The following is a 16,431-nucleotide window of genomic DNA, read 5'->3' as shown; positions in this document are numbered from 1 at the left end:
TGCGTTCCACGTTTAACGTAAGAAAGTGATTAGTATGAGACATGCTGCACATGGTGCCACAAAAGCAAAGAGGCGTGGTGATTCGCCGCTTTCGCTGTTTGTAGCTCAGCATGGAGCGCATGGTGTTCATGGTGCGCATAGTGTGCGCGGTATGCGTTCTGTTCAAGCTAATCGTGTTAGTGAGCGTTTGGCTGCGGTTGCTACTAGCAATGGTGCTGTTGTAGAACTTCCGGAAGCTGTTTCTGAGCGTTTGCAGGAGCTTGTTCCTCAAAGCAGACGTGCGCTTAGGTTGTCTAAACTTGCTAATGAGCGTCGTCGCAATTTAATACTTTCGGCTTCTCTTGTTGCAATGGTTGGTACTGTTGCAGCTACTATGGCTTTAACTAAGGTTAATAGTTTTGATGCTCGCGCTTCCGAATTTGAGCCGTCTGTGACTGCAGTTGGCGACGCATCTTCAACTGTTTCGCGTTCTAGCCAGCGCGAGTCGCTTGATCCTATGGCGACTATTAATAACGCTGTTGACTCTATTGAGAATGCTGCTAAAAAATCGCATACGGACTCTGCTGATGCTGCAAATAGCGCGAATGAAAATAGTCCTGCTCGCTCGGATTCGAAGCATGAAAACTTAGCCAATAAGGTTGCTAATTCAGTACAACCTGGCACTTTTTCTACTGTATCTTCAAAGTCTGATTCGTGGAATTTAGGTTCTGATTCAGGCTTTAATATTGCGGAAATGTCGCGTTCTGCTGCGAATAATCCTAAAGTTGCTTTGTTGATGGATAAAGACTTTGACGTTTTGCCGAAGGGCTTTAATCCAAATCACACAACTGGGGATACCGGTAACGCGTATGAGTTCAGCCAGTGCACTTGGTGGGTGTATATTCGCCGACATCAGTTAGGTTTGCCTGTTGGCTCGCATTTTGGCAACGGAAATATGTGGGCTGATTCTGCGCGCAGTCTTGGCTATTGGGTAGATAATTCCGCTCGTCACGTTGGCGATATTATGGTGTTCCGTTCAGGTCAGGCTGGTTCTGATCCGTTCTACGGGCACGTTGCAGTTGTTGAAAAAATTAATTCAGACGGTTCTATTGAAACTTCTGAATGTGGCGCTTCTTACCAAGGACGAACTTTCTCGCGCAAGTTTGACGCTAAGGAAGTTTCTCAATATCAGTTTATTCATTACTAAAGCTGCATTGCTGAAGCTGTATTACTGAAGATTCGTTACTAAAGCTAATTATCAAGGCGCGTTACTGAAGCTGCATTACTAAAGCTTCGTTACTAGAGCTGCTTTGTTTGTTACTAAAATTAGTTTGTTTATTACTGGCGTTGCTAATTTCTCTCGTATGTAATACCCCGATGATATACTGCAAAAAGTATGCTAAAACAAAGTAGAATTTTCTCAGTTTTTGTATCAGCTGTCGCAGCAGCTTCAATGCTTACTGTTATGGTGCCATTCGCCATGGCAGAGTCTTCGCATGAGCTTTCCGAGTCAGCTGTCACTTCTACGCGCGCATTTCCAAAGGTGACGAATGTGCGTCGCGATATTTTAACTGAATCCACTTCTACTGATGTCGATGCAAATTCTCATTGGGGCGGCATAGAAAGCTTGAATGTACCTCAAACTAAGACTCCTAGCGAACAAGCTGCTGAAGTGGCACGCCGTGCTTTTGCTGGAAATGATGCTGCAAGCCGTTCTGGTTTCCGCAGTGGTGTTGAGCAGGTTCCTCTTGCTTCTGTAGTTCCTCCTGACGATAAGTCTGTTGCTTCTCTTTTGAATTTTGCTACTCAATTCTTAGGCAAAGTACCGTATCGCAGCGGTGGCAATACTCCTGCTGGATGGGATTGCTCTGGTTTTGTGCAGTATGTTTTTGCTAGTGTTGGTGTTTCTTTGCCTCGTACTTCTGGAGCGCAGGCGACTGTCGGAACTCCAATCCCAAGTTTGGCTCAAGCGCAGCCTGGAGACATTATCGCGAATGCGCAGCATGCTTCTATTTATGTTGGTAACGGCATGGTAATTAATTCGCAGCTTGCTGGCACTAAGTACGATCCTATCCGCTACGTGTTCCCAGGCGCATACTCTATTCGTCGCGTTCTGTAGTTTCTGTAGTTTCTGTAGCTTTTGTAGCTTTTGTGGCTTCTGTAGTCATATATCGCAAAACTGCCAACACTCAATCTAAAATTACGCTACAATAGTATTTACAAGTTGTGCGCGAGTGACGCTGCTGTCGCGAGTGCAAGTATGAGGAGGTTGGCAATGATCCCAGAAAAAGCTGTATTGGTTGGAGTTGACGGCTCACACGCGAGCTATAAAGCGGTTTGGTGGGCTGCAAATTACGCAAAGCATGCTGGGTTGCAATTGCAAATTGTTTGCGCTTATTCGTTGCCAAGTTATGCTGCTGTTTCTTTTGATGCCACTTACACTGCGATTGGTGACGATAATGCAGCTCATCACGATGCTCAAGAAATTCTATCTAAAGCAAAAGCTGTTGCTCTTGAGCAGGGTGTTGACGCGACTACGCTAATTGTTACGGGTGATCCTTCCTCGGTTTTCGTGGAACTTTCCCGTAACTATCAGCTTATTGTGATTGGCAATCGCGGCAAAGGTGGCTTGGCAGAGCGTTTGCTCGGCACAACTAGTTCTTCGCTTCCAGCTTATGCGTATTGCCCAATTGTGGTTGTGCCTTACACTGACGATGACGGTCAGCGTATTCACTTGAATAACACGATTACGCGTGTGGCTGTTGGCTCTGACGAGTCAAAGTGGGGGCTTAAAGCTCTTGAAATTGCGGCTGATTTGGCGGATAGCTGGCATGCTGAGCTTGATGTTATTTCCGCAGTGCCAAGGGTGCAAGGTGCTGAGGGAGACACCGCTGTTATGGGATCGTACATGGAGGATCTTGAGGAGCGTGTGAAGCCAATTTTGCAGCGTTTGCCAGATTTGCAAATTCATCGAACTGTTGTGCCTGGTTCTGCTGTTGAAGCTTTGACTCAGGCTAGTTTGAATCATGATCTTGTGGTTGTTGGTTCTCGCGGTCGCGGTGGCTTTACCGGTCTGTTGCTTGGCTCGATTAGTCAGGGATTGTTGCAGCATTCTTCTAGGCCTGTGTACGTTGTGCCGCGCAAGTATGTGGAATTTAGTGCAGCTCAGGTTGCAGCAGCGCAAAAGCAGCATTCTGAAGCGTCTATTGACGATATTTCCGGAGTGCATGAGGTTGATGTGCCGAAGGCTGGTAAAGAAGCTGCTAAGGAGATTGAGCAAACAATCGATCCGCTGCGTTAATGTGCACTGACGACCTGCTTTCGCGCGCGCTGTGCTGTGCTCAAGCATGTCGTTACGTGCGCAGTTGCTCGTCTGCACCAGTAACGAAATCCGGCAGAAACTGTGCAGCTGTGTAAAAAAAGGTCGGCTACGCAACTTAAGCCGACAGAAACTGTACAGCCGTGTAAAGTTTATGCCGCGAGCGCAAGAAAATCCGACAGAAACTGTACAGCCGTGTAAAGTTTATGCCGCGAGCGCAAGAAAATCCGACCAAAACTTTACAGCCGTGTACAGTTTATGCCGCGAGCGCAAGAAAATCCGACCAAAACTTTACAGCCGTGTACAGTTTATGCCGCTTGCCAGCCGGATTTCGACCTAAACTGTGCAGCTGTGTGCAGTTTATGCCGCCTACGCGCTGTGCTGCGCTCGAGCAGATCGTCGCGTACGCAGTCGCTCATCTGCACCAGTAACGAAAAAATGACGATATGCGTTACTAATGCAGTTGCTCATCTGCACCAGTAACGAAAAACGGCAGAAACTTTACGCGCGTGTAAAATAAAGGTCGGCTACGCGCTAAAAAACGACCAAAACTGTGCAGCTGTGTGCAGTTTATGCCGCTTGCCAGCCGGATTCCGACCAAAACTTTACAGCTGTGTGCAGTTTATGCCGCCTACGCGCTGTGCTGAGCTCAAGCACGTCGTCGTGCCAGCGTTTGGAGCGCGCAAGTCATCTAGTCTTGCGGCTCTTGCGGCTCTTTCGTCTCTTGCGACTTCGCTTCAGTATTCTCGCGCTTTTTCAGCATAAAACGCGCGCGCCTGGCATCTCGCTTAGCTTTCTTTTCAGCGAGCTTCTCTTTATTCATCTCAATTGCGCGCTTGTAAATCTTAAGCAGCTCAAGCGCTTGGCTCTTAAAATCGTTATTCTTCGAATACTCGAGCACGTTCGCCTTAAGCTGAGCCTGCTCAGCCTCGCTCATATTCAAAACTTTACTAAAAACAGCCTTAAAATCTTCCTTAGTATCCCACTGATACCCGTTTTGACCGCTAATAATCTGCTTCTCATTCGGCACATCATGCTTTACAAGCGCAAACAGACCGGAAGCCATTGCCTCTAGCATCGAAAGTGAGTGCATTTCGGAAAGTGAGGCGGTTGTGTAGTAGTCCATTGCGTGCAAATACTTTGGAATTTCCGTGTGAGCAATAGGCCCAAGCAAGCAAATTCTGTCGTCAAAGCCATTATCTGCCACGCGCTTTCGCAACGATTCCAAATCAGGACCGCCGCCAATAACAAATAAGCGCGCTTTTTCGCGAGGAAAATCGCAATACATAAAGTTGTCAATTAATTCTGAAATATTTTTTTCAGCGCCGATTCTACCAACGAAAACAAACAGCTTAGTAGAGTCAGAAACGCCATATTTTTCGCGGAAAGCTTTGCGGAATGCAAGTCGCTCAGGCGTTGGTAGGAACTTTTTATATTCCACAGCATTATTCAGCACGATTACTTTTTTATCAACCTTCTGACGGTCAATATATGCCTGTGCTTTAGGAGACATGCTCGTAATAATTGTGGCATTTTTCGAGAATCGCATAAAATATTTCGCCGAAATATTGCGAGAGAACTCAGTAAAATGCTTTAAACCAATGTAAAACAGGAATTTATCGTATTCTGTGTGAAGCGTGTAAATAACGGGAATATGCTCTTTTTTTGCTACTTCCAAGCCGATTTCGCCAATGCCAAATTCGTTTTGAATATGAATGACATCCGGCTTAAATTTAAGAGGAAGTTGCTTTCGCATGTGACCAATCGGAAGCGCAACGCGGTATTTGTAAAGCTTTTTAAGCAATATGCCCGGAACGTAAACAACTCCATCTTCAAGCTTGGTTTTGCGCTGTTTTTCGGAGCCGACCGTGACTACTAGCACTTCATGCCCAAGCTCTTCATACATCTTTTTGAGCATGTAAGACTGTGTTGCGACGCCATTTATGTACGGTGGATACGTTTCGGTAAAAATAGCGATTTTCAAAGTTTCCTCCGGTTGCATACATGCATGCGTAGCGTCATTATTGCGCAAATATCTTGTGTACTCAATTGTGCCACACGTGGTGAATTTTAGTGTGATTTTAGTGTGATTTTAGTGCAAGTTTAGTGCAAGTTTAGTGCAATTTTTCGCGACTTTTGGCGCGACTTTTGGCTTGTTCTAGCTGCGAACAGTAACGTTTATGCTAACTTGCGCGCCTTTTTCGAGCGTATGCTTAACAGTACAACCCCTGGAAATGTGGCGTTCCATGCGCTCCTTTAGTGCGGACGCATCTTCCTGGCTGAGTGCAGGTTTTGCGCAAGTTGCGTCAAGAGTGACGTCTTCTTGAAAACGCAAATACGTGCCTTCTTCCGCGTCGTACGTGCCGTTTACTACAACTCGCGCTCCAGCGCCCTCGCCAATAGCGTGTTCTGCAGCATACTGGCTGCTAAGCGCTGTGCAACCAGCTAAAGCGATTTGCATTAATTCAACCGGGTTGAACATGCCTTCGCCATGGCCAAACTTCAAGCTCACGCCGTCGTCGCTGTGTGCTTCCCAAGTGCCGTCTTCGTTGCGCTCTACCCATAATCTTCTAGACATTTTTGCTCCTTTGCTGTAGTCGTATTTGTTCATGTTATCGTAAGGATTGTAACTTTGCGTTCAATTGCCGAAGCTAGCGTTTTGCGTGGTAGACATATGGTTTTACAAGCGCGATTCTTTAAATTTATTAGTGCTTTGTTAACATGGCAGCATGGCTTTAACAGAAGAAGAACTTGCCGCAATTCGCGCGCGCGTACCACAAAAACCGCTTTCCAGCATCCCAACTCCTTACGAGGATTTAGTGCGAAAAATCCTTACGGAAGGCACTTTAAAATCAGATCGCACTGGCACTGGCACGATTTCGCTTTTTGGTCAGCAAATTCGCTTCGACATTAGCAAATACTTCCCGCTTATCACCACGAAAACCGTGTTTTTCAAAGGACTTGCGTACGAGCTTCTTTGGTTCCTTAAAGGATCGAGCAATGTGCGTTGGTTGCAAGAAAATGGCGTTCATATTTGGGACGAGTGGGCGGATGAAAATGGCGATTTAGGCCCTGTTTACGGCGTGCAATGGAGGAGTTGGCCGGCGCCGACCGCGGAAAATCCAAACAGCACAATCGACCAAATCGCAAACGTTCTGGATCTTATGAAGAATCACCCAGATTCTCGCCGCATGATTGTTAGCGCTTGGAATCCTGCGGAAGTTGAGCATATGGCGTTGCCGCCTTGCCACTCGCTTTTCCAGTTCTACGTTGCCGACGGCAAGCTTTCATGCCAGCTTTACCAGCGTTCTTGCGATATGTTCCTCGGCGTGCCGTTTAATATTGCGTCTTACTCGCTTTTGACGATGATGATGGCTCAGCAGGCAGGTTTGGAGCCGGGCGAGTTCGTGTGGACGGGCGGTGATTGCCATATTTACGACAATCACGTTGAGCAGGTGCTCGAGCAGCTTTCGCGCGAGCCATACCCATATCCGCAGCTTGAAATTCATAAGGCGGATTCGATTTTTGACTACGATTACAGCGATTTTAAGGTGGTTGATTACAAGCATCATCCGACGATTAAAGCGCCTGTTGCGGTGTGATTGGTTGCGGTGTGATTGGTTGCGGTGTGATTGGTTGTGAATTATTTAGCTTGATTTAGCGTGTGAGGTGCGTATATGGCAAACAGTGTGTCGCATAATTTCCCTGTGCGACTGATTTGGGGCGAGGCTTTCGGTTTGGACGGCAAGCCCGGCGCGATGGGCGTAAACGGAGGCATGCCGTGGCGACTTTCGCCGGATTTGCGCTATTTTAAGGCGATGACTATCGGCTGCCCTGTGATTATGGGTCGTGGCACGTGGGATGCGATGCCGCCGAAGTTCCGTCCGCTGCCTGGGCGTGAAAATATTGTTGTTACGCATAATCCTGATTTTGTGGCGGATGGTGCGCGTAGTTTTACTAGCATTGACGCGGCTTTGAATTATGCGCGCGAATGGCTGGAAAATAGGGAAGCGCTGGAAAATAGGGAAACGCTTGAAAATCAGGAAAGCGCATCTCAAGACGCATCTCAAGACTCGCCTCAAGATGGCCCAGCAATCTGGGTTATTGGCGGCGCTGCGATTTTGCGTGAAATGCTTGCGAATTATCACGCAGACGCAGCTTACGTAACGCAAATTGATGCGAAAGTTGCAGCGGACACATTTGCTCCGAATATTCATGCATTGGTTGATGCAGGAAAATGGCATGTTGCGCGCGAAGGCGAGTTTGAGGAAGCGCTGCTGAAGGTTGGTAGCGAAAGCAATCCTGCACGATACCGGTTTATGGTATATGAGCCTGCGCAGTAAACAAGAAACCGCAAAGTAAACGAAAACCGCAAAGTAAACGAGGAAATATGACTGAAGAATCAAGCAAAATCAAGGTCGACGCGCGTCACCCATATACCGTTATGACGGTTTGCACAGGCAATATTTGCCGCTCACCAATGGCGGAAATCGTGTTGCGCAACGAGTTTCAATTGAGGGGATTGGGCGACGTAGTTGCCGTGCGTTCCAGTGGTGTAAGCGACGAAGAGTACGGAAATCCGATTGACCGCCGCGCGCAAAGGGAATTAACTAAGCGCGGATACAGGCTTCCTGCTTCGCATTTTGCGCATCGAATTGAAGAGGATGAGATTGCGGAAACGAACCTGTTTTTGCCGATGACGGCTTCGCATATGCGTTCGCTTTTGCGTTTGCTGCCGCTGCAAAAGCGCGAACTTGTGCACATGTACCGCGCGTTTGATCCGTCGCTTCCTAAGCCGCAGCCGGGTCGCGAGATGTTGCTCGACTTGGCAGATCCGTGGTACGGAGGTCCTCGCGAATTTGAGGTTGCGATGGATCAGGTTGAGCAGTGCGCGCCTTATATCGTCGATTGGGTTGCCGCGCGCATTGACCGAGCTTGAAAGCGGCAGAAACTTTACAGCTGTGTAAAGTAACGGTCGTTTGCGAGCTTGAAAGCGGCAGAAACTTTACGCGAGTGTAAAGAAACTGTCTCGCAAGCTGAACAAAGTAGGTCGTCACGTTTGCGAATATAGTTTAAATTTGTAGGTATAGTTTTACAGGCATCAATTACCGCTCTGTTACTTTTAGTTTGGAGGATTTATGGCAGGTTTGGCTGTCGAAGACGTGCGCGCTCGCGTGCAGGACGCTTGGAATGACGTAGTTTCCGTGCTGAATAAGAAGATTTCGCTGGCTGCGGTGTCGGCTAAGGGCATTGCTGGCGAGCATATGCAAAAGTCCGCGCAATACGTGGCTGGGGTATTGCGTGAGGTTGGTATTGACGCGCGCGTCGAGCAGTCCACGAATCCGGACGGCACTCCAGGAGCTTTCGAAGTGGTCGGCTCGCGCATCGTAAGCCCAAGCGCGCCAACGGTTTTGCTCTACGCACATCACGATGTGCAGCCAGTTCCGGACCCATCCGAGTGGGAAACCAACCCATTTGAAGGCACAGAGCGCGACGGTCGCCTCTACGGACGCGGCTCAGCCGACGACGGCGGCGGAATCGCAATTCACTACGGAGCTTTGCGCGCGCTAAGCGACGATTTGCGCGTAAATATTAAGGTTTTCATCGAAGGCGAAGAAGAGATGGGCTCGCCAAGCTTCATCCCGTTCATTGAATCGCATAAAGACGAGTTCGAATCCGACGTAATTATCGTTGCTGACTCCGGAAACTGGTCCGCCGAAATTCCAAGCCTTACAACGAGTTTGCGCGGAAATACAGACGTAGACGTAAAGGTTAAAGTGCTTGGTCATCAAGTGCATTCCGGACAGTTTGGCGGCCCGATTTTGGACGCTTACACGCTCGCTTCCATGCTTATTGCCTCGCTTTACAACGAAGCTGGCGACTTGGCAGTTCCAGGAATTGAAGCTCAGGAGCCAGTTGGCGGTTTGCAGCGCGATTTGGACGAAGCGCAAGTGCGTGCCGATGCTTCCGTGGTCGATTCTTATAAGCTTGCAGGCACCGGTTCACTCGCCGCGCGCATGTGGACTAAGCCAAGCTTGACGGTAATCGGCATGGACGCGCATCCTGTTGAGGGCAGTTTTAATGTGATTGCGCACGAAACTAAGTTGCGTCTTTCGCTTCGTACCGCGCCTTCGCAGCGTCCGGAAGAAGCTCAAAAAGCTTTGTGCGACTTTTTGGTATCTCACGCGCCTTTTGGTGCAGAAGTTACTGCGGAGCCGATTGATAACGGCATGGGTTGGGCAATGGATCCGGATGCTGTTGCAACGAAGGATGCGCTCGCTTCTATGCGCGATGCTTTTGGCGTGGAGCCGGTAAATAAGGGCGAGGGTGGTTCGATTCCGTTTATTCCGGAGCTTCAGCGCATCTTCCCGAAGGCGCAGGTGCTGGTGACGGGTCCGGAAGATCCTAAGTCCAATGCGCACAGCCCGAACGAGTCGATTTCGCTTTCTGGTTTGCGCGGAAATATTGTGACGGAAGCGCTGCTTTTGGATCGATTGGGCGAGTAATTCTGGCTAATTTTGCGCGAAGGCGGCATAAACTTTGCAACGCTGTAAAGTTTTTGCCGCTTTTGTGGCGATTCCCGACCGAAACTTTACGTTACTGTAAAGTTTCTGCCGCTTTTTCGTACGTATCCGGCTTTTTCTTTACATGCGCGTAAAGTTTCTGCCGCTTTTGTGGCGATTCCCGACCGAAACTTTACGTTACTGTAAACTTTCTGCCATTTCTGCCGTTTCTGCCGTTTCCGCCGCGTCTGCATGCGTCTAGTCTGTTGAGTAATCTGCAAACATGACATGGAATCCATTTGCAAAGAAAACTGCCAATAACGAGGGCACATCTACTCCTTCGTTGCAAAAGAAAGTAGCGGATGCAGAATCGTCTGTAGCGACGAAATCTCGCGAAAAAAACGCGCCGACTCCTAAGCGCAACGCTGCTCAGGCGCAAAAGCTTCGCCCACTAGTGCCGGCAGATCGCAAGGAAAGTGCAAAACGCGCGCGCGCTCGTCTTCGCGAATCCGAGAATTTGCAATACAACGCAATGCGCACTGGCGATTTGGCGCATATGCCAAAAATTGAGCAGCTTCCATGGCGCGTGTATATTCGCGATTACGTGGATGCTCGAATTAATATTGGCGAGTTTTTCATACCAGTTGCAGTGCTGATTATGATTTGCTTGTTTGCGCTATCTAATTTTGTGATTGTTTATTTTGTTTTTGCAGTGTTCTTGTACGTGTATTTGTTTGCATCTGTAATTGACATGTTTGTTATGTGGCGTAAGTTGCGCAAGGAGCTGATTCGTCGTTTTGGCGATGTGGCTGTGTCGCGCAAATCGCGTTCCGGCATGTATGCATTCAGCCGCGCTATGCAGCTTCGTCGCTGGCGTTTGCCTAAGCCGAGTAGCGCAAAGCGTGGTAACTGGCCGAAGTAACTGGCTGAAGTAAGTGCAAAAATAAGTGCAAAAGTAAGTGCAAATTTATTAATATTTGCACAAGCTACTATTATTATTTTTGCACAAGCTACTATTATTATTTGGGATACTCAAAATAACGCGAATATCATGGGGTAAACGCATGGCACAAGATAAAGCACAAAGCAAATCGCAAGGCGCATCTCAGGGCGCGACGCAAGGCATGAAGCAGCCTAAGAAAAAGCAGGGCATGTTCTCGCAGATTATACGTATTTATAAGTACACGCATTCTGACGATAAGCAGCTGCCTTTGTTCCTGTCTTGCGCGTTTGCTGCGCCGATTTTGGTTGCTGTAATTCTTGGAATTGTATCTCGTTGGTCCATTTTGATGTGGATTATGATGCTTATTACAGCGGCGATGCTTGGTTTGCTGCTGTTTACTGTTGTGCTTACGAAGCGCGCAGATAAAGTTGGTTATGCAAAGTTGGAAGGTCGTCCGGGTGCGGCTGCCGGCATTATTTCTGCGATTAATAAGGGCGGCTTTACTTTTCCGCAGCAGCCTGTGTGGGTGGATGCGCGCACGAAGGATGCGCTTTGGCGCGGCACTGGTTTTAACGGAATTTTCCTCGTTGGTGAGGGTAATTACGAGCGTTTAATGCATGCTATGGATCGACAGGAGCACGCTATTAAAAGCGTTACTGCCGGATCTAATATACCTGTATACCGTATTGCTGTTGGTAATGGCGAAAATCAGGTGAAGCTTAAAGAATTGCGCGGAAAGGTGTTGCGCTCGAAGACGTTACAGCCTGTGAAGCACAAGTTTGCGCTGTTCGATAAAATTCATCCGAACCGCCGATTCTTCCTTACTAAGACGGAGCTTGCGATTTTGAATGAGCGTTTGCGCACGTTGCAAAGCAAGAGTGGATTTGGCATTCCGAAGGGCATCGATCCAACGCGTCCGCAGCGTATCAGCCGTCGTGCAATGCGCGGTAAGTAAATTATTCTTGCGACGGATTGGCGACAGTTACTTTACGTAAATGTGAAGGAACTGTCGCTTTTTGATGAGATTTCGACATTTTCTGTACGTGGCTGTAAAGTTTTGGTCGGAATCTGGCTGGGAAGCGGCATAAACTTTACACCGTTGCACAGTTTCTGCCGTTTTTTAGCGCGTAGGAGACTTTTTCTTTACATGCGCGTAAAGTTTCTGCCGGGATTGCGCACGTAGGCGGCATAAACTGTACACCGCTGTAAAGGAACTGTCGTGCGTAAACAATTAGTCTCGTTGCGGCGTGCGTCGACGCAGTGCCGTACAATCGTCAATCGACACGGGTGCTCTGTGTTATCTCGCTTATGCAAGCGTGAACATTCAGAGCTGAGAGAAAACCGCTTGAACGTGAATCCGGGTAATACCGGCGCACGGAGGTCTGTTTTTCCCGTGCCTGGAGAGGTGTTGCAAGGTTTCTTTGTAACGCAAAGTATTGCATTGCGCACAATGTAACGCATTGCAACACGTAACAAGAAAGGCACATTTTATGTCAGAAGAATTAAAAGAGAAAGCTAAGATTAATTGGCGCTGGACCGTCGCTGATATTACTGTTACGGTAGTTATTGGCGTTGCTTCCGGTGTGATTTTCTGGCTTGGCTACTTTACTCATCATTTCCTCGATATTCCATTTGCTGCAGTTCCTGGTTTGAATTGCTTGTACTATGGTTTGTTCTATTTCCCTGCTTGCTTGGCTGCAATTATTGTTCGTAAGCCTGGAGCTGCATTCTTAGGCGAGTTTGTTGCTGCACTTACCGAATTTCTTATTGGTACCAGCTGGGGTGCAAGTGGAGTTTTGATCCCAGGTTTAGTTCAGGGTATTTTTGGTGAGATTATTTTCCTCTTCTTCCTATATCGCGTTTGGAATGTTTGGGTTGCTACTCTTGATGGTGCGTTTACAGCATTTGGCGGCACTGTGATTTCCTACATTCTTTGGGGTGAAGGTACGTCAATCTTTAGCAATTACATGATTATCAGCACAATTTCTGGACTCGTCTCTGGTGCGATTATTTCGGGCTTGTTGATGTGGTATTTGTACAAGGCAATTTGCTCAACTGGCGCGTTGGATCGTTTTGCATCTGGTCGCGTAGCTCGTGCGTAGTTGCAATTTGCTAAATAGCGAAATTAAAAATTAAAAATTAAATATACTAAAAATTAAAATCTATCATTGCCATAAAGGATTTACTATGCCTGATGCTACTCAATCGCAAGAATCTGAAACTTTCCTTCCAACAGATTTAAGTGATCGCAAGAGTATCAGCAACGCTAGTAACGCTAGTGATTCTAGTAATAACGTTAGTAACGCTACTAACGCAAGTAACGCTGAACTTCGTTTTGAAAACTGGGGTTATCGTCATGCTTCCCGTCGCGCTTTTGCTGTGCGCGGGTTGGACCTCACGATTAAGGCGGGGCAGCGCGTGTTGCTGCTTGGCGCATCAGGCATAGGTAAGTCCACGATTTTAAGCGGCGCGGCAGGTCTTATTGGCAATGATTTTGTGGCGAAAAATAGCGAAGATAGCGCGAAAGATAGCTCGAAAGATAGCGCAAAAAACAGCGCAAATAGCGTAGAAAATAGCGAAAACAGCGCAAATAGCGCAAAATCCCAGCAAACCACTCTCGTCGAAGATGCCGATGGTGGCGTGAGCGAGGGTTGCGTTTTGGTTGACGGCGTGCCGGTTCGACGTGCGCGCGGTCGTGTTGGTTTGGTTTTGCAGGATCCGGATGCACAGGCGATTTTCCAGCGTTTGGGGGATAACGTTGCGTTTGGTCCGGAAAATATGAACGTTCCGCGCGGCGAGATTTGGGATCGCGTGCGCAAAAGTCTTAAAGAAGTTGGGTTGGATGGCTTGCAATTGCATCGCTCAACTTCGCATTTAAGCGGCGGTCAGATGCAGCGTTTGGCGCTTGCTGGCGCGCTCGCTATGCAGCCGAGTGTGCTGCTTTTGGACGAGCCGACTGCGAATTTGGATCCGGATGGCACGCAGCAGATTGTGGGTGCTGTGCGCGCGGTTTTGGATTCGACGCATGCCACGATGGTGCTTGTGGAGCATCACGCGGAGCCATGGATAGAAATGATCGACCGCGTGGTTGTGCTTGGGCTTGAGAATGATGAAGCTGCTAAAGGGAAAGCTGCGAACGAAACTGCGAACAACGAAACTTCTCGCGACGAAACGGTTCACGACGAAACCGTTCATAGCGAAACCGTTCACGACGACGATATTGCGCGCGCGGCTTCTTCGCGCACGGTGATTGTGGCGGACGGCATGCCAGACGAGGTGTTTAATCGCACTGATTTGGACTTTGAGGATCTTGGAATCTGGCTTCCTGAGCGTTACAAGCGCAACGCAAAGTCTTCCGAAAAATCTTCCGTAACTACAAAATCTTCCGTAACTACAAAATCTTCCGTAACTACAAAATCTTCCGAAAATACGGAATCTCCTGAAAATTCTTCCGCAAGTAAATCTTCCGAAAGTAATTCTTCCGCAAACGCGCAATCTTCCGAAAAATATTACAAAAACTGCGATCCAGCAGAAGGTTACGGAGAAGTGCTACTTTCCACAAAAGACCTCGCAATCAGCCATAATAGCGAGCCGATTGCGCGTCACATCAATCTTGAGTTTAAAGCCGGGCAGATTACGGCTTTGGTCGGCTCGAACGGTGCTGGAAAGTCAACGCTTTCGCTCACTTTGGCTGGTCTTTTGCCGGCAGTAAGCGGCGAAGTTGTGGCGAGTGATGCTCTTGCTCAAGGCGCGAACGGCACGGATCCAATGAAGTGGAAGTCGCCTGATTTGGCGAAGCGCATTTCGTACGTTTTTCAGAATCCGGAGCATCAGTTTGCGTGCGGTTCGGTGTTGGATGAGGTTATGTTGGGGCCGCTTCGCACGGGTGTTTCGGCGGATGAGGCGCGCGCGAAGGCTCAGGAGTTGCTGAAGCGATTCCGTTTGGCGCGTTACGCGAACGCGAATCCATACACGCTTTCGGGAGGCGAAAAGCGTCGTCTGACTGTTGCGGCGTCGCTTGCTGCGGCTCCGCGTGTGTTGATTTTGGATGAGCCAACTTTTGGGCAGGACCGCAAAACTTGGTTGCAAATTATTCGCTTGATTGCAAGCCTTCGCAGCGAGGGCGTGAGCATTATTGTGGTGACGCACGACCGTGAGCTGGTTGAGGTGTTGGGTGCGCGCTTGGTTGAGCTTGTGCCGGATGCGAAAACTGAAGCTGCTGAAGTGGGTGGTGTTGAAGATGATGAAGTGAGTGGTGAGGCTGAGGCTGAAGCAAAATCTTCCGAAGCGCTTTCCGCAATTACCGGCGCAACAGACATTTCGCGTATCAAAGTGAGCGCAGTAAACAATCGCGACGAGGAAGCGAAACTTTCCAGCAAATCGCCACTTCTTGCGTCAATTAATCCAGTATTTCGTATTTTTGGAGCGTTCGCGGCTTCGATTCCGCTGCTTTTTACGCTTGATTGCGTTTCTGCTTCGGTCGCGTTGCTGTTGGAATTTGTGATTTTTGCGTGCATTAAGCTTCCGCCATGGCGTGTGATTCGCCTTTCGTGGCCTGTGTGGGTGGGTGCGCCGACTTCCGCGCTCACTGTGTTGCTATACGGCAAAAGTGGCGGAAATACTTGGTTCCAGTGGTGGCTGATGCATGCTACGGATCGTTCGGCTATGCTGGCTGTTGCAACTTCGCTCAGGATTTTGGCGATTGGTGTGCCGTCGATTGTGATGGTGATTGGGCTTGATGCTACGGATTTGGCGGATGCTTTTAGCCAGGTGTTGCATTTGCCGGATCGATTCGTGTACGGTGGTTTGGCTGGAATTAGGCTGTTTGGTGTGCTGCAGGATGATTGGGCGGCGTTGACTGCGTCGAGGCGTTCGCGCGGTTTGGGTGATGAGCATCGCGTGAGGGCGTTCTTCCCGCAGTCGTTTGCGCTGCTTGTGCTTTCGATTCGACGCTCGACGACGCTCGCCACGGCTATGGAAGCGCGCGGTTTTGGGGGAGTTGGTGCGCGTTCGCACGCTCGCGTGAGTCGTGTGCGTGCGCGCGACTGGTGGATTTTTGCTGTGTGTGCGATTGTGCCGTCGGTTGCTGTTGTGGCTGCGCTTTACTTCGGCGCCTTTGCCTTCCTCGGTGGCGCGTGATGGCTGCGCGCCTGTTGAGTTTTTGGTGCGTAGGCGGCATAAACTGCGCACGCCTGTAAAGTTTCTGCCGTTTTTTGGTGCACAACCGACCGTTTCTTTACACGCGCGTAAAGTTTCTGCCGTTTCTTCCGGTTCTGCGCTTCTGCTCGCACCTTCTGTCCGCACTCGCGTAAACTTTTTGTCGTTTTTTGGTGCGTATCCGACCGAAACTTTACACCTCTGCACAGTTTCTGTCGCCATTCCGTCATTTCGCGACCTTTACTTTACTCCGCTGCACAGTTTCTGCCGCTTTTTGCCGCGTAGCCGGCTTTTTCTTTACACGGCTGCACAGTTTCTGTCGCCATTCCGTCATTTCGCGACCTTTACTTTACTCCGCTGTACAGTTTCTGTCGCTTCTTCCGGCTCCGCACTTTCTGTCCGTGCCTTCTGTCCGCATTCGTGTACAGTTTCTGCCGCTTTTTGGCGCGTATCCGGCTTTTTCTTTACACCGCTGTAAACTTTCTGCCGCCTTTTGGCGCGTACTCGACCGAAACTTTACTCCCGTGTAA

General features: G+C 48.9%; 14 protein-coding genes. 12 read left to right on the top strand and 2 right to left on the bottom strand.

The window, feature by feature from the left end; translation table 11 throughout:
- Positions 1–34: 34 nt before the first annotated feature.
- From AC1EKT_RS04525 to AC1EKT_RS04515, 3 genes are all read left to right on the top strand, one after another.
- Positions 35–1,186, top strand: a complete 1,152-nt coding sequence (locus AC1EKT_RS04525; protein WP_481616066.1) for a CHAP domain-containing protein — start codon at positions 35–37, stop codon at positions 1,184–1,186.
- Between the two features lie 189 nt (positions 1,187–1,375).
- Complete coding sequence (locus AC1EKT_RS04520) at positions 1,376–2,098, top strand: C40 family peptidase (protein ID WP_415689240.1); 723 nt, start codon at positions 1,376–1,378, stop codon at positions 2,096–2,098.
- A gap of 156 nt (positions 2,099–2,254) precedes the next feature.
- The gene (locus tag AC1EKT_RS04515) at positions 2,255–3,280 is read left to right on the top strand and encodes a universal stress protein (protein WP_004105206.1); all 1,026 of its coding nucleotides are present in this window, start codon (positions 2,255–2,257) and stop codon (positions 3,278–3,280) included.
- Between the two features lie 709 nt (positions 3,281–3,989).
- Here AC1EKT_RS04515 and AC1EKT_RS04510 read toward each other — a convergent pair.
- Complete coding sequence (locus AC1EKT_RS04510) at positions 3,990–5,282, bottom strand: glycosyltransferase (protein WP_421790588.1); 1,293 nt, start codon at positions 5,280–5,282, stop codon at positions 3,990–3,992.
- A gap of 174 nt (positions 5,283–5,456) precedes the next feature.
- Entirely contained in the window at positions 5,457–5,876 is a 420-nt protein-coding gene (locus AC1EKT_RS04505) for an OsmC family protein (RefSeq protein ID WP_415687363.1), read from the bottom strand.
- A 151-nt stretch (positions 5,877–6,027) separates the two neighbouring features.
- On the opposite strand from AC1EKT_RS04505, the gene AC1EKT_RS04500 reads away from it, so the two are divergent.
- The 9 genes from AC1EKT_RS04500 to AC1EKT_RS04460 all read left to right on the top strand — a co-directional run bounded on the left by AC1EKT_RS04500 (position 6,028) and on the right by AC1EKT_RS04460 (position 16,379).
- Complete coding sequence (locus AC1EKT_RS04500) at positions 6,028–6,900, top strand: thymidylate synthase (RefSeq protein WP_481616065.1); 873 nt, start codon at positions 6,028–6,030, stop codon at positions 6,898–6,900.
- Positions 6,901–6,975: 75 nt separating this feature from the next.
- Entirely contained in the window at positions 6,976–7,641 is a 666-nt protein-coding gene (locus AC1EKT_RS04495; protein WP_481616064.1) for a dihydrofolate reductase, read from the top strand.
- Between the two features lie 47 nt (positions 7,642–7,688).
- A complete protein-coding gene (locus tag AC1EKT_RS04490) occupies positions 7,689–8,237 on the top strand; it encodes a low molecular weight protein-tyrosine-phosphatase (protein WP_415683378.1) in 549 nt (182 codons plus the stop codon).
- A gap of 199 nt (positions 8,238–8,436) precedes the next feature.
- A complete protein-coding gene (locus AC1EKT_RS04485) occupies positions 8,437–9,804 on the top strand; it encodes a dipeptidase (protein WP_415683379.1) in 1,368 nt (455 codons plus the stop codon).
- A 280-nt stretch (positions 9,805–10,084) separates the two neighbouring features.
- Positions 10,085–10,723: a DUF3043 domain-containing protein gene (locus tag AC1EKT_RS04480; protein WP_481616063.1), complete on the top strand. Its 639-nt coding sequence runs from the start codon at positions 10,085–10,087 to the stop codon at positions 10,721–10,723.
- 202 nt (positions 10,724–10,925) lie between these two features.
- The gene (locus AC1EKT_RS04475; RefSeq protein WP_415683565.1) at positions 10,926–11,699 is read left to right on the top strand and encodes a DUF4191 domain-containing protein; all 774 of its coding nucleotides are present in this window, start codon (positions 10,926–10,928) and stop codon (positions 11,697–11,699) included.
- Between the two features lie 535 nt (positions 11,700–12,234).
- Complete coding sequence (locus tag AC1EKT_RS04470; RefSeq protein ID WP_119526908.1) at positions 12,235–12,846, top strand: ECF transporter S component; 612 nt, start codon at positions 12,235–12,237, stop codon at positions 12,844–12,846.
- A 154-nt stretch (positions 12,847–13,000) separates the two neighbouring features.
- Positions 13,001–15,883, top strand: coding sequence for an ATP-binding cassette domain-containing protein (locus AC1EKT_RS04465; RefSeq protein ID WP_481616087.1), 2,883 nt, complete (start codon positions 13,001–13,003; stop codon positions 15,881–15,883).
- Positions 15,873–16,379 (top strand): hypothetical protein, encoded by a 507-nt coding sequence (locus tag AC1EKT_RS04460; protein WP_481616062.1) that lies wholly within the window; start codon positions 15,873–15,875, stop codon positions 16,377–16,379. Before AC1EKT_RS04465 ends, AC1EKT_RS04460 begins: the two co-directional genes overlap by 11 nt.
- The last annotated feature ends 52 nt before the right edge of the window (positions 16,380–16,431 follow it).

It is taken from the genome of Bifidobacterium sp. C0047B3, from assembly GCF_056590535.1.
The sequence above is the reverse complement of the archived record's forward strand: the minus strand, read 5'-3'. Positions and strand labels throughout refer to the sequence as shown.

Bases quoted from the DNA above. Each gene is read 5' to 3' on its own strand.
- AC1EKT_RS04520 (WP_415689240.1), top strand. From the start codon at position 1,376: ATGCTAAAACAAAGTAGAATTTTCTCAGTTTTTGTATCAGCTGTCGCA.
- AC1EKT_RS04505 (WP_415687363.1), bottom strand. From the start codon at position 5,876: ATGTCTAGAAGATTATGGGTAGAGCGCAACGAAGACGGCACTTGGGAA.
- AC1EKT_RS04480 (WP_481616063.1), top strand. From the start codon at position 10,085: ATGACATGGAATCCATTTGCAAAGAAAACTGCCAATAACGAGGGCACA.
- AC1EKT_RS04525 (WP_481616066.1), top strand. From the start codon at position 35: ATGAGACATGCTGCACATGGTGCCACAAAAGCAAAGAGGCGTGGTGAT.
- AC1EKT_RS04485 (WP_415683379.1), top strand. From the start codon at position 8,437: ATGGCAGGTTTGGCTGTCGAAGACGTGCGCGCTCGCGTGCAGGACGCT.
- AC1EKT_RS04475 (WP_415683565.1), top strand. From the start codon at position 10,926: ATGAAGCAGCCTAAGAAAAAGCAGGGCATGTTCTCGCAGATTATACGT.
- AC1EKT_RS04470 (WP_119526908.1), top strand. From the start codon at position 12,235: ATGTCAGAAGAATTAAAAGAGAAAGCTAAGATTAATTGGCGCTGGACC.
- AC1EKT_RS04495 (WP_481616064.1), top strand. From the start codon at position 6,976: ATGGCAAACAGTGTGTCGCATAATTTCCCTGTGCGACTGATTTGGGGC.
- AC1EKT_RS04500 (WP_481616065.1), top strand. From the start codon at position 6,028: ATGGCTTTAACAGAAGAAGAACTTGCCGCAATTCGCGCGCGCGTACCA.
- AC1EKT_RS04490 (WP_415683378.1), top strand. From the start codon at position 7,689: ATGACTGAAGAATCAAGCAAAATCAAGGTCGACGCGCGTCACCCATAT.
- AC1EKT_RS04515 (WP_004105206.1), top strand. From the start codon at position 2,255: ATGATCCCAGAAAAAGCTGTATTGGTTGGAGTTGACGGCTCACACGCG.